The organism is Acidovorax sp. FW305-C-20-28 (genome assembly GCF_058783375.1).
Genome location: NZ_JBYSYM010000004.1, coordinates 72,694 through 85,003, shown reverse-complemented (window position 1 = coordinate 85,003; position 12,310 = coordinate 72,694). Strand labels below are relative to the sequence as shown.

The following is a 12,310-nucleotide window of genomic DNA, read 5'->3' as shown; positions in this document are numbered from 1 at the left end:
CGGGGGGACCGGGGGCTACGCTGCACCCATACCGTTCGCACCCTGGCATGGGTGCCTCCCCCACCTGTCGCGCTCGTCGCAAGGAGCCTTTTCCATGAAACGCTTTGCCTTTGCCGCACCTGTCCTTACCGCCACCCTGCTGGCCCTCTCCACCGCTGCCATGGCCCAGGTGCCGGCCAGCGATGCGCGGGCCCGCTACGAGCAGGAACGCCAGAAGTGCCACACCAACAACACCCAGGACAGTCTGGCCACCTGCCTGCGCGAGGCCACCAACGCGCTGGATGCATCGCGCAAGGGCCAGTTGAGCGACCCCGGCCCGATCGCCGCGGCCAACGGCACCGACCGCTGCAATGCCTTCCAGAGCGCGCAGGAGCGTTCGGAATGCGTGCGCCGCGTCGAAAGCAGCGCCGTTAGTGGGTCGGTGTCGGGCGGCGGTGTGCTGCGCGAATCCACGACCACCACCATCATCGTCCCGGCGCAGTGAGCGCGACGGTTGAAACTGGCACACGCGAGGCCAGTGCTCCCGCGCAAGGGCCGCCCCGCCGCGCTGGAAGCGTCCCCCTGTAGGGGGAAGGCGCGAAGCGACTCAGGGGCTTACTTAAGTTCTACGCGCATGGCGTCGATGACGCCCTTGTAGTCGGGCTTGCCGAAGATGGCGCTGCCTGCCACGAAGGTATCCGCACCCGCATCCGCCACCCGGCGGATGTTGTCCGTCTTGATGCCGCCGTCGACTTCCAGGCGGATGTCCTTGCCCGAGGCGTCGATGCGGCGGCGCACGTCCTCGATCTTGCGCAGGGCCGAATCGATGAAGCTCTGGCCGCCGAAGCCGGGGTTCACGCTCATGATGAGGATCAGGTCGATGTCGTCGATCACCCAGTCCAGCACGTCCAGCGGCTGAGCCGGGTTGAACACCAGCCCGGGCTTGACGCCCTTGCTGCGGATGGCCTGGATGCTGCGGTGCACATGGGCCGAGGCATCGGGGTGGAAGCTGATGTAGTCGGCGCCGGCATCGGCAAATGCAGCCGCCAGGGCGTCCACGGGCTCGATCATCAGGTGCACATCCACCGGAACGGCGGCTCCATCGGCGGTCTTGGCATGCGGCTTGAGCGCCTGGCACACCATGGGGCCGAAAGTGAGGTTGGGCACGTAGTGGTTGTCCATCACGTCGAAGTGGATCCAGTCCGCTCCGGCGGCAATGACATTGCGCACTTCTTCGCCCAGGCGGGCGAAATCGGCGGAGAGGATCGAGGGGGCTATGCGGAAAGGTCGGCTCATGCACCGATTGTCGCAGTTACCATTCGCCCATGCCAAAGTACCAGTTTGACGTACAGGTCCAGCCCGAGTACCTGCCGGAGCAATCCGCGCCGGAGACGGGGGTGTTCAGCTTCGCCTACACCATCACCATCACCAACGCCGGGGAGGCCCCCGCGCAGCTGATCTCGCGCCACTGGATCATCAGCGACTCGCGCGGCCACACCGAGGAGGTCAAGGGCCTGGGCGTGGTGGGGCACCAGCCCCTGCTCAAGCCGGGTGAATCGTTCCAGTACACCAGCGGCTGCCGGCTGCGCACGGCCAGCGGCACCATGCATGGCACCTTCCACTGCGTGGGTGAGGAGGGTGAGCCCTTCGACACCCCGATCGACCTGTTCATGCTGGAAGCCATCCAGCAGGGCCCCTCGGGCCAGCCGCTGTCGGGCCGGGTGCTGCATTGAGCCGCACGCCCGACGTGGCCAGCATCCTGGCGCAACTGGACCCGGCCGCCGACACCGCCCAACGCCACCTGTGGCTGATCGGCCTGCTCGGCTGGGTGCGCGGCAAGCGCGACTCCGTGCCGGGCGCCATCGCCCGGCTGCAGCTCTTTCTGGACGCGGCCGAAGCCCGCCCCGAGGTGCAGGCCAGGCTCCAGGCCTGGTGGGCGGCGCTGGTGGACACGGTGGACATCACCACCTTGCTGGCCGACTTCGGCTTTGCGCCCCGCACGGCGCTGGCCAGCGAGGTGGCCGAGCGCCTGCGCACCAAGCTGCTGCCGGCCAGCCCCGAGACCATCGATGCGTCGGAGCTGTTCATGCTGGCCCTGCCCGGGGAGTTCGATGCGCAGTGGGTGGCCGCACTGGAGGAAGCCCAGCTCGCGCGCCTGGTGCGCCTGCTGGCCCCCACGGACACGGGCGGCGCCTCGCGCTGGCACAAGGCGCTGCTCAATGCCATCACCTACTGCGCGGGGCAGATCCTCTCGACCGGCTTCGCCCCCGAGCTGCGCCTGCGCATGAGCGAGGCGGCGCGCGAGTCCCAGCCCTTCCATGCGCTGATCCACGACGTGGAAAGCCTGCGTGTGGAGGTGCTGCATGGCCTGCGCACACCCGATCGGCTCGACGCCGCGGTGCAGCGCCTGCGTGAGCGGCTGGAGGCCTGCCGCGCGGCGGCCGCCACGGTGTACACGCATTTCGAGGACAACGGCATCTCGGTGGGCCTGGTGTTCCGCCTGCGCCAGCTGCGCGAGCGCATCCTGCGCGTGCGCCTGCTGCTCGACTGCCTGCTGTCGCCCCAGCCCGCGCTGACGGCCGCCAGGCTCATGGCCAGCCTGGTGCTGGTGGGGCAGGAGCGGCGCAGCCTGCGCGCGCTGTTCGCCTCCAACTCTTCGCTGCTCGCGGCCAAGGTGGCCGAGCGCAGCGCCGAGACGGGCGAACACTACATCACCCGCACGGGCGCCGAGTACCGCTCCATGGTGAAGAAGGCCGCCGGCGGCGGCGCCCTGATGGCCTTCACCACGCTGGCCAAGTTCGGCCTGTATGCGCTGGCGCTGTCGGCCTTCTGGGGTGGCTTCTGGGCCGGCGTGAACTACGCCGTCACCTTTGTGCTGATCCAGCTGCTGCACCTCACGGTGGCCACCAAGCAGCCCGCGATGACGGCACCGGCCATGGCGGCCAAGCTCAAGGAGCTCGGGGCCAGCGATGCCATCGAGTCCTTCGTCGACGAGATCACGCACCTGGTGCGCTCGCAGGTGGCGGCCGTGCTGGGCAATGTGCTGGTGGTGTTTCCGGCCGTGCTCGGGCTGGCCTGGCTGATTGCCCAGGCCACCGGCGCACCGGCCATCACGCACCGGCAGGCCGAGCATGTGTTCGAGTCGCTGCACCTGCTCGGGCCCTCGTTGTTCTTCGCCGCCTTCACCGGGGTGCTGCTGTTCGTGGCCAGCATCATCGCGGGCTGGACCGAGAACTGGTTCGTGCTGCACCGGCTCGACTCGGCCATGCGCTACAACCCGCGCATCACAGGCCTGCTGGGGCAGGCCCGTGCGGCGCGCTGGGCCCAGTTCCTGCGCGAAAACATCTCGGGCTTTGCGGCCAACATCTCGCTCGGCTTCATGCTCGGCCTGGTGCCTGCGATCGCGGGCTTCTTCGGCCTGGGGCTGGATGTGCGCCATGTGACCCTGTCCACCGGGCAGATCGGCGCAGCCCTGGCCTCGCTGGGACTGCCCACGCTGCACATGCCGGCCTTCTGGTGGGCCGTGGCGGCCATTCCGTTGATTGGCGCACTCAACGTCACGGTGAGCTTCTACCTCGCGTTCAGCGTGGCACTGCGTGCGCAGAACGTGAGCGGCGTGGACCGCTCGCGCATCTACTCCGCCATCCGCCAGCGGCTGCGCTCAGCCCCCTTGAGCTTCTTCATGCCGGGGCGGGGACGTTCGGCAACCGGCTGAAACACACGGACACAGGGCGCCCACAGCTTCTTACAAAGCTCGAAACTGTCCTACAAGAAGCCGCGGCAGCGGCAGTTAAATTAGGCGCACCCTGGCAGACCACGGTGCTTCGGCAAAACCGAAGCGGATCCTGTGGCCTTTGCCGGGTACGTTAAGGTAACGGCGCACCAGCGGCACTCCGCTGGGCCATGGCTGTGCACCACGCCGCGCCGCACGGATGTGATCCGGCCGGCAGCGCACGGCATGCCACCACCTTCGCCGTGGCGCCATGCCGCACAAGAATCAACCCGCGGGCGCCTCCGGTGCCCGCGCCATGCAGGGGTCCCATGACATGAATGAAATCCTGAGCTTCTGGGCGCAATGGCTGCGCCCCTCGGCCGGGCTCCCCACGGTGCAGTGGTCCCTGCTGCTGGCCGTGGCCGCAGTGGCGGGCTACCTGTGCCAGCGCCACACGGGCCTGCCCAAGGTGGTGGGCTACTCGCTGGTGGGCACGGCCGCGGGCCTGGCCGGCTTCAGCGGCGCGCTCTGGCCGCTGCAGGGCATCGGCCTGTTCCTGCTGGAGCTGGGGATCGCGCTGGTGCTGTTCGAATGCGGCGGGCGCATTCCGCTGCGCTGGTTCCGCCACAACCCCATGGTGCTGGTGCAGAGCATCGCCGAGTCGGTGCTGACCTATTTCGCCGTGTACTGGGTGCTGGTCTGGCTCAACCAGCCCACGCAGGTCGCAGGCCCCCTGGCCCTGGTGGCGCTGGCAGCCTCGCCCGCGGTGCTCACCCGCGTGGTGGCCGACACGCGTGCTGCCGGCCCGGTGACGGAGCGCGCCATCGTGCTCGCCACCCTGTCCACCCTGTACGCACTGACCCTGGGCAGCGCCCGGGCCGAGCAGATCAACCGCCAGAGCCTGACCTTGATCGACACCATGTACCCGGTGATCGTGGTGCTCGGCGTCTCGGTGGTGGTGGCGGCCGCGCTGGCGCTGGTGATGCGCATGGCGCTGCGCTTCATGAGCCCCACGAGCGAGAACACCTCCATGCTGCTGCTGGCGCTGATCGCGGCCGGCACGGCCGTGGCCGCGCACATGGGCGGATCGGCCCCGCTGGCCGCGCTGCTGGGCGGCATCCTGCTCAAGCAGCTCAACCCGCGTCCCTGGGCTTGGCCCCGGCAACTGGGCAATGCGTCCTCGCTGCTCACCATGCTGATGTTCGTGCTGGTCTCCACCGTGGCCGCACAGGCCGACTGGAGCGGGCCTGTGGCCGGCGTGGTGCTGGCCCTGATCGCCGTGCGCCTGGTGGCCAAGGTGCTGGGCGTGGCCCTGGGCAATGTGGGCAGCGGCGCCAGCTGGCGCCAGGCCCTGTGGGTGGGCGGCGCGATGACGCCCATGTCCTCCATCGCGCTGCTGATCGCCTCGCAGTTCGTGGTGGCATCGCCGTCCACCGGCCACCTGATCGCCCGCGTGGCGCTGCCCGCCATCCTGCTCATGGAGGTGCTGGGCGCCGTGATCGCCACCGTGGCCATCTACCGTGCGGGCGAAAGCTCGAAACCCTGGGCACCGCTGTCGGGTGCCGCCGCCAGCAGCAACGGAGACGCCGCGTGAGCCTCGAAGCCTTCAACCATTCCGAACCGCTGACGCTGGGCGTCGAGCTGGAGCTGCAGCTCGTCAACACCAACGACTACGACCTCGCGCCCTACGCCGAGGACATGCTGCGCCTGATGCACAAGACCCCGCTGCCCGGCAGCGTGGTGCCCGAGATGACGAACAGCATGATCGAAATCTCCACCGGCATCTGCCACTCGGCCAGCGAGGTGCTGGGCCAGCTCACGCCGATCCGCGATGCGCTGGTGAAAAGCGCCGACAAGCTCAACATCGCCGTGGTGGGCGGCGGCACGCACCCCTTCCAGCAGTGGCACGAGCGGCGCATCTACGACAAGCCGCGCTTTCGCGAGCTGTCGGAGCTGTACGGCTATCTGTCCAAGCAGTTCACCATCTTCGGCCAGCACGTGCACATCGGCTGCCCCGATGCGAATGCCGCGCTGCTCATGCTGCACCGCATGTCGCGCTACATCCCGCACTTCATCGCACTGTCGGCGTCGAGCCCCTATGTGCAGGGGCAGGACACGGCCTTCGACTCGGCGCGGCTCAACTCGGTGTTCGCCTTCCCGCTGTCGGGCCGCGCGCCGTTTGCGTTGACCTGGGAGGACTTCACGGCCTACTTCGACAAGATGACGCGCACCGGCGTGGTCAAGAGCATGAAGGACTTCTACTGGGACATCCGCCCCAAGCCCGAGTTCGGCACCATCGAGATCCGCGTGTTCGACACGCCGCTGACCATCGAGCGTGCCGCCGCGCTGGCAGGCTATGTGCAGTCGCTGGGCGCCTGGTTCCTGGCGGACCAGCCCTTCATGCCCGAAGAGGACGACTACCTGGTCTACACCTACAACCGCTTCCAGGCCTGCCGCTTCGGCATGGATGCGGTCTACGTGGACCCGGCCACGGGCGACCACATGCCGCTGCGCGAGCACATCATGATGACCATGGACAAGATCGCCAGCCACGCCGCCATGCAGGGCGCGGCCAATGCCATGCACATGCTGCGCACCGAGACCGAGGCCGGCCAGAACGACGCGCGCTGGCTGCGCGAGCGCCAGCGCGAGGAGCAACTGCTGGCCGAGGTCAGCCGCCAGGCGGCGCAGCGCTTTCGCGGCGCACCGGCCTGATCTTTTACCTGCAGTTAAGAGCGGGTTAACTTCCCGCCCGCGCGCCAGGAACCTGTGACTTCATGATGGTGCCATGCACCGCAGCAACCGACTGCGGGCTTTCCCACCCGGGAAACACCACCAGGAGACAGGACCATGACCACCCCTCTTCGCCCGCGCGGGGCGCTGACGGCACTCGCCGCTGCCACGCTTGCCCTGGGCCTTGCCGCCCCCGCCGCATACGCCCAGGCCTGGCCCGGCAAGCCCATCAGCCTGGTCGTTCCCTTCCCGCCCGGCGGCAGTTCCGACGTGCTGGCCCGAGCGCTGACGGACCGGCTCGGCCAGGCCCTGGGCCAGCCCGTGATCGTGGAGAGCCGGCCGGGCGCCGGCGCCACGCTGGGTGCGGACTATGTCTCCAAGGCCAAGGCGGATGGCCACACCCTGCTCATGGGCGCGGTGCACCACACCATCGCCACCAGCGTGTACCGCAAGCTGCCCTACGATTTCGAGAAGAGCTTCGCGCCCGTCACCACGGTGGCGCTGGTGCCCAATGTGCTGGTGGTGAATGCCAAATCCACCGCCACCGACGTGAAGGGCGTCATCGCCCTGGCCAAGGCCGCGCCGGGCAAGTTCTCGTACGGATCCAACGGCAACGGCACGGTGCAGCACCTGATCGGCACGCAGTTCGCGAGCCTGGCCAATGTGGACCTGCTGCACGTGCCCTACAAGGGCAGTGCGCCACTGACCACCGACCTGCTGGGTGGCCAGATCGACGTGTCGTTCGACACCCTGACCCCGGTGTTGCAGCACATCAAGGCGGGCAAGCTGCGCGCCCTGGCGGTGACCACGGGCAAGCGCTCCACCACCCTGCCCGAGGTGCCCACCCTGGCGGAATCGGGCATGAAGGACTTCGACCAGGGCACCTGGTTCGGCATCCTGGCGCCGGCCGGCACGCCCAAGGAGGTGGTCACGCGGCTGAACACCGAGCTGGTGAAGATCATCCAGTCGCCCGACTTCAGGAAGCGCATGGAGGAGATCGGCGCCGAGCCCATCGGCAACACGCCCGCCGAGATGGAAGCGCAGATCCGCAACGACACGGCCAAGTACGCCCGGCTGGTGAAAGAGGCGAAGGTCGCGATCGACTGAGTTCTGCGGCGTCCGGGCAACCGGGCGCCGCGCTCCTGCAGGATCCACCGCACAGGGGCAGGCTCTCGCAGAGCCTGCCCCTGTTTCACTCGATGAGGATGGCGCGGAAGTCGTTGACGTTGGTGAGCGTGGGGCCCGTCACGAGGGCGTCGCCCAGGGCCCCGAAGAAGCCATGGCCATCGTTGTCGTCCAGCCTGTCACGGGCGTTCATGCCCAAGGCGCGGGCGCGCGCAAGCGTATCGGGCGAGAGCATGGCACCGGCGATCTCTTCCTGGCCATCCACCCCATCGGTGTCGCCGGCCAGGGCGTGGATGCCTGGTTCGCCATCGAGGGCCAGCGCCAGGGCGAGCAGGAATTCCACATTGCGCCCGCCACGCCCCCGGCCACGCAGAGTCACCGTGGTCTCGCCGCCCGAGAGCAGCACGCAGGGTTTGGCAAACGGCTGACCGCGCCGGGCCACCTGCAGCGCGATGCCTGCATGCACCTTGCCCACATCACGCGACTCGCCTTCGATGGCATCGCCCAGAATATGGACATGCCAGCCCGCATCGCGAGCGGCCGTGGCTGCGGCCTCCAGTGCCATCTGCGGCGTGCAGACAAAGTGGGTCTCGATGGTGGGCAGGTCGGCATCGCCGGGCTTGGGCGTTTCGCCCGCGCCGCTGGCCAACAGGTCGAGTGCGGCCGGTGGCATAGCGATGCAGTAGCGGCGCACGATGGCCAAGGCATCGGCACAGGTGCTCGGGTCCGGCACCGTGGGACCGGAAGCAATGTCCACCGGGTCGTCGCCCGGCACGTCGGAGAGCAGCAGGTTCACCACACGCGCCGGTGCGCAGGCACGCGCCAGCCGCCCGCCCTGGACGGCCGAGAGGTGGCGCCGCACACAGTTCATCTCGACAATGCTGGCGCCACTGGCCAGCAGGCTGCGGCCGATGGCCTGCTGGTCGGCCAGGGTGATGCCGGGCAGGGCCAGCGGCAGCAGCGCAGAGCCGCCGCCTGAGATCAGGCACAGCACCAGGTCATCGGCCGTGAGGCCGGCGATCAGCGCCAGCATGCGGCGCGCGGCGGCCTCGCCCGCCGCGTCGGGCACGGGGTGCGCGGCTTCGGCGATGGCGATGCGCTCGCACGGCACGGCGTGGCCGTAGCGCGTGACGACCAGGCCCGACAGCGGGCCGGGCCAGTGGTCTTCCACCGCGCGCGCCATGGCAGCCGAGGCCTTGCCCGCGCCGAGGACCACCAGCCGCCCCCGGGGCGGTGCGGGCAGGTGCGGCGGCACGCACAGGGCGGGCTGGGCAGCCGCCACGGCGGCCGTGAACATGCGGCGCAGCAGCGCCTGCGGGGTGTCCCCATCCATCGTCGTACTCCCATCGCTGCGGCGTGCTGCCGCCCTTGTCACGCAGCCTTGCGCTCGGGCTGTGCCGCCAGGTGCGCGCAGACCGCCGCGGTCACCTGGGCCGTGGTGGCCGAACCACCCAGGTCGCGGGTGTGCAGGGCCGGGTCGGCCGTCACGGCTTCCACGGCCGCCATCACCTGCTGTGCGGCGGTATGCTCGCCCAGGTGGTCGAGCAGCATTACCACCGACCAGAAGGTACCCACCGGGTTGGCCAGGCCCTGGCCCATGATGTCGAAGGCCGAGCCGTGGATGGGCTCGAACATCGAAGGGTAGCGGCGCTCGGGGTCGATGTTGCCGGTGGGCGCGATGCCCAGGCTGCCGGCCAGCGCGGCGGCCAGGTCGCTCAGGATGTCGGCGTGCAGGTTGGTGGCGACGATCGTGTCCAACGTGGCCGGGCGGTTGACCATGCGCGCCGTGGCGGCATCGACCAGTTCCTTGTCCCACTTCACATCGGGGAACTCCTGGGCGATCTGCACCGCGATCTCGTCCCACATCACCATGGCATGGCGCTGGGCGTTGCTCTTGGTGACCACAGTGAGCAGCTTGCGCGGCCGCGACTGGGCCAGGCGGAAGGCATAGCGCATGATGCGCTCGACCCCGGCGCGCGTCATCATCGACACGTCGGTGGCTGCCTCGATGGGGTGGCCCTGGTGCACGCGCCCGCCCACGCCGGCGTACTCGCCCTCGGAGTTCTCGCGCACGATGACCCAATCGAGGTCGCGCGGCCCGCAGCGCTTGAGCGGGCCATCGATGCCCGGCAGGATGCGCGTGGGCCGCACATTGGCGTACTGGTCGAAGCCCTGGCAGATCTTCAGGCGCAGGCCCCAGAGCGTGATGTGGTCGGGGATGTGCGGGTCGCCGGCCGAGCCGAACAGGATGGCGTCCTTGCCGCGCAGGGCGTCCAGGCCGTCGGCGGGCATCATCACGCCGTGGGCGCGGTAGTAGTCGCCGCCCCAGCCGAAGTCCTCGAACTCGAAGCGGAAGGCCGATTGCGTGGCCGCCAGGGCCTGCAGCACCTGCTGGCCGGCAGGCACGACCTCCTTGCCGATGCCGTCGCCGGGAATAGTAGCGATCTGGTATGTCTTCATGGCTTGTCTCCGTGCATGGTTTCAATGGATGGAGCGACTGTAGGAACTCGACAACCCTTGTGCACACCCTTACATTCAAACCACCGTTAACCTGAATTCAACAGTGGAGCTTCCATGGGCAAGGGAATCCAGCCGGCCGACCTGGGCTTCTTCTCGGCACTGGCCAGTGCCGGCAGCCTGAGCGCCGCCGCGCGCGAGATGGGCATCACCACGCCCGCCGTGAGCAAGCACCTGGCGCTGATGGAAGCCCGCCTGGGTGTGGCGCTGGTGAACCGCACCACGCGGCGCATGGGCCTCACGCCCGAGGGCGAGCTCTATCTGCAGAATGCCCGGCGCATCCTGGCCGAGATCGATGGCATGGAGGAGTTGCTCGGCGTGTCAAAGGCCGTGCCCAAGGGCCTGCTGCGCGTGAACGCGACGCTGGGCTTTGGCCGCAGCCATGTGGCGCCGCTGATCTCGAAGTTCGTGCGCAAGTACCCGGAGCTGGAGGTGCAGCTGCAACTGTCGGTCAACCCGCCCGCGCTGACCGAGGACTCGTTCGACGTCTGCATCCGCTTCGGCGCACCGCCCGATGCGCGCGTGATCGCCCGGCACCTGGCCCCCAACCGCCGGCTGCTGTGCGCATCGCCCGCCTACCTGTCGCGCCACGGCATTCCCAAGGTGCCCAACGACCTCACCAAACACAACTGCATCGGCATCCGCCAGGGCGAAGAGGCCTTTGGCGTGTGGCGGCTGTCGAACGGACGCGGCCGCAGCGTGAACGTCGAGGCGGTCAAGACGCGCGGCAACCTCACCACCAACGATGGCGAGATCGCCGTGAACTGGGCGCTGGACGGCCATGGCATCCTGATGCGGGCCGAATGGGACATCGGGCGCTACCTGCACAAGGGCCGCCTGGTGCAGGTGCTGCCCCAGTATTTCACGCCCGATGCGGACATCTACGCCATCTACCCCCAGCGCCACCAGATGGCGGCGCGGGTGCGGGCCTTCGTGGATTTCGCGGCCCAGGCGTTCAGCCAGCAAGCGGGCGCTGCCCTGGGATAGCAGGCGGCAGGGCCGATCAGGCGCGCCGGGCAGGTGCTCGGCCCCACCACCGGCGGATGGCAGCCAGTGCGCGTGCCCCGGCGCACCACAGCACGCCCGGGGCACTCCACAAGGCCTCGTTGCGCAGCCGGTGTGCCTGCAGCACCACCGCCTTCTTGCGGCGCAGGTGACCGGACAGACTCCATTCTTCGTGCAGCGACATGGCGCCCCTCCTTTCCAAGATGCGGTGACTTTAGAAAGGGCCGCGCACCCGGGAAACCGCCCGGCGCGCAAGGGCGTTTTGCACGGGCTGCAAAGCCGGCAGCATGCCGGGGCTGCGCCCGCTACCATTGGCACGATGCGCGATATCCGCTTTGAAGACATGCACCTCTTCGTCCGCGTGGCGGACCTCGGTTCGCTCTCGGCCGTGGCGCGCGAGCGCGATGTGCCCGTGAGCCAGGTGTCGCGCACGCTGGCGCGCATCGAGACCGCCTGCAATGCGCGGCTGATCCACCGCTCGACCCATGGCCTCACGCCGACCGCCGAGGGGCTGACCTTTCTCGAATACTGCCGGCGCCTGACCAGCACCCTGGACGAGCTGGAGGGCGAGTTCGCCAGCCACCAGGGCGGCCAGGCCAGCGGCTCGGTGCGCGTGGCCGCAAGCTCGGTGGTGGCCGAGCACCTGCTGATCCCCAGCTTCGACAGCCTGCAGCAGGCGCACCCGCAGCTGCGCGTGGAACTCGTGGTGGACGACCGCATGGCCGACATGGCGCGCGACGGCATCGACATCGCCATCCGAACGGGCCCGCCCACCAGCGATACCGTGGTGGCCCGACCGCTCGGCACCCTGGTGCGCCGGCTCTACGCCACACCGGCCTACCTGCAGGCCCACGGCACGCCGCAGCACCCCGATGAACTGCACCGCCACCGGCTCATCACCAACAGCGCGGTGGCGCAGCTCAACCGCTGGCCCTTCACCGTCGATGGGGAGCCGCGCGTGGTGGTGGCCGACGGGCATTGGCGCTCGGGCAGCACCGGCATCACGGCGCGCCTGGCCCTGCAGGGCCTGGGCATTGCACGGCTGGCCACGCTGGTGGCCGAGCCGCTGGTGCAGCAAGGTGTGCTGGCGCCCGTGCTGCGCGAGTGGGTGGACGAGCAGCCCTCGCCCATCCACGCGATCACGCTCACGCGCCGCCACCGCCTGCCCAAGATCAAGGCCTGCATCGACCACTGGGCGCAGTGGTTCGCCAGCGGCAGCGCCCCGGCCTGAACCGGCCA

The 12,310-nt window shown here is 69.2% G+C and carries 12 protein-coding genes; 8 read left to right on the top strand and 4 right to left on the bottom strand.

Translation table 11 applies throughout. The annotated features are described in order from the left end of the window. The first annotated feature begins 94 nt into the window (after positions 1-94). On the top strand, positions 95-484 hold the full coding sequence (locus AC3WOH_RS06825; RefSeq protein ID WP_492228621.1) for a hypothetical protein: 390 nt from the start codon (positions 95-97) through the stop codon (positions 482-484). 110 nt (positions 485-594) lie between these two features. Here the strand turns inward: AC3WOH_RS06825 and rpe are convergent, their stop codons facing one another. Next, positions 595-1,275: a ribulose-phosphate 3-epimerase gene (gene rpe / locus AC3WOH_RS06820; protein ID WP_492228620.1), complete on the bottom strand. Its 681-nt coding sequence runs from the start codon at positions 1,273-1,275 to the stop codon at positions 595-597. A gap of 29 nt (positions 1,276-1,304) precedes the next feature. Between rpe and apaG the strand changes: the two genes are divergently transcribed. The 5 genes from apaG (at position 1,305) to AC3WOH_RS06795 (ending at position 7,531) form a co-directional block, all read left to right on the top strand. Beyond that, positions 1,305-1,712, top strand: a complete 408-nt coding sequence (apaG, locus tag AC3WOH_RS06815; RefSeq protein WP_184860160.1) for a Co2+/Mg2+ efflux protein ApaG — start codon at positions 1,305-1,307, stop codon at positions 1,710-1,712. Beyond that, positions 1,709-3,694, top strand: coding sequence for a site-specific recombinase (locus AC3WOH_RS06810; RefSeq protein WP_492228619.1), 1,986 nt, complete (start codon positions 1,709-1,711; stop codon positions 3,692-3,694). Before apaG ends, AC3WOH_RS06810 begins: the two co-directional genes overlap by 4 nt. Before the next feature lie 331 nt (positions 3,695-4,025). Next, positions 4,026-5,285: a cation:proton antiporter gene (locus AC3WOH_RS06805; RefSeq protein WP_492228618.1), complete on the top strand. Its 1,260-nt coding sequence runs from the start codon at positions 4,026-4,028 to the stop codon at positions 5,283-5,285. Then, entirely contained in the window at positions 5,282-6,406 is a 1,125-nt protein-coding gene (locus AC3WOH_RS06800; protein ID WP_492228617.1) for a YbdK family carboxylate-amine ligase, read from the top strand. The genes AC3WOH_RS06805 and AC3WOH_RS06800 overlap by 4 nt, the downstream gene beginning before the upstream one ends. Positions 6,407-6,541: 135 nt before the next feature. Beyond that, positions 6,542-7,531, top strand: a complete 990-nt coding sequence (locus AC3WOH_RS06795; RefSeq protein WP_492228616.1) for a Bug family tripartite tricarboxylate transporter substrate binding protein — start codon at positions 6,542-6,544, stop codon at positions 7,529-7,531. Positions 7,532-7,616: 85 nt separating this feature from the next. On the opposite strand, the gene AC3WOH_RS06790 is transcribed toward AC3WOH_RS06795, so the two are convergent. Together AC3WOH_RS06790 and AC3WOH_RS06785 are read right to left on the bottom strand one after the other, a co-directional pair. Further along, entirely contained in the window at positions 7,617-8,882 is a 1,266-nt protein-coding gene (locus tag AC3WOH_RS06790) for a glycerate kinase type-2 family protein (RefSeq protein ID WP_492228615.1), read from the bottom strand. Positions 8,883-8,920: 38 nt separating this feature from the next. Beyond that, positions 8,921-10,009, bottom strand: coding sequence for a tartrate dehydrogenase (locus AC3WOH_RS06785; protein ID WP_492228614.1), 1,089 nt, complete (start codon positions 10,007-10,009; stop codon positions 8,921-8,923). A 114-nt stretch (positions 10,010-10,123) separates the two neighbouring features. Here AC3WOH_RS06785 and AC3WOH_RS06780 point away from each other — a divergent pair, with 114 nt between their 5' ends. After that, on the top strand, positions 10,124-11,053 hold the full coding sequence (locus tag AC3WOH_RS06780) for a LysR substrate-binding domain-containing protein (protein WP_492228613.1): 930 nt from the start codon (positions 10,124-10,126) through the stop codon (positions 11,051-11,053). 16 nt (positions 11,054-11,069) lie between these two features. On the opposite strand, the gene AC3WOH_RS06775 is transcribed toward AC3WOH_RS06780, so the two are convergent. Next, complete coding sequence (locus tag AC3WOH_RS06775) at positions 11,070-11,255, bottom strand: hypothetical protein (RefSeq protein ID WP_492228612.1); 186 nt, start codon at positions 11,253-11,255, stop codon at positions 11,070-11,072. 135 nt (positions 11,256-11,390) lie between these two features. Here AC3WOH_RS06775 and AC3WOH_RS06770 point away from each other — a divergent pair, with 135 nt between their 5' ends. Next, a complete protein-coding gene (locus tag AC3WOH_RS06770) occupies positions 11,391-12,302 on the top strand; it encodes a LysR family transcriptional regulator (RefSeq protein WP_492228611.1) in 912 nt (303 codons plus the stop codon). Positions 12,303-12,310 lie beyond the last annotated feature (8 nt).

Coding starts and splice junctions, on each gene's coding strand:
- AC3WOH_RS06825 (WP_492228621.1), top strand. CDS start 95: ATGAAACGCTTTGCCTTTGCCGCACCTGTCCTTACCGCCACCCTGCTG.
- AC3WOH_RS06775 (WP_492228612.1), bottom strand. CDS start 11,255: ATGTCGCTGCACGAAGAATGGAGTCTGTCCGGTCACCTGCGCCGCAAG.
- apaG (WP_184860160.1), top strand. CDS start 1,305: ATGCCAAAGTACCAGTTTGACGTACAGGTCCAGCCCGAGTACCTGCCG.
- AC3WOH_RS06795 (WP_492228616.1), top strand. CDS start 6,542: ATGACCACCCCTCTTCGCCCGCGCGGGGCGCTGACGGCACTCGCCGCT.
- AC3WOH_RS06805 (WP_492228618.1), top strand. CDS start 4,026: ATGAATGAAATCCTGAGCTTCTGGGCGCAATGGCTGCGCCCCTCGGCC.
- AC3WOH_RS06785 (WP_492228614.1), bottom strand. CDS start 10,009: ATGAAGACATACCAGATCGCTACTATTCCCGGCGACGGCATCGGCAAG.
- AC3WOH_RS06790 (WP_492228615.1), bottom strand. CDS start 8,882: ATGGATGGGGACACCCCGCAGGCGCTGCTGCGCCGCATGTTCACGGCC.
- AC3WOH_RS06770 (WP_492228611.1), top strand. CDS start 11,391: ATGCGCGATATCCGCTTTGAAGACATGCACCTCTTCGTCCGCGTGGCG.
- rpe (WP_492228620.1), bottom strand. CDS start 1,275: ATGAGCCGACCTTTCCGCATAGCCCCCTCGATCCTCTCCGCCGATTTC.
- AC3WOH_RS06780 (WP_492228613.1), top strand. CDS start 10,124: ATGGGCAAGGGAATCCAGCCGGCCGACCTGGGCTTCTTCTCGGCACTG.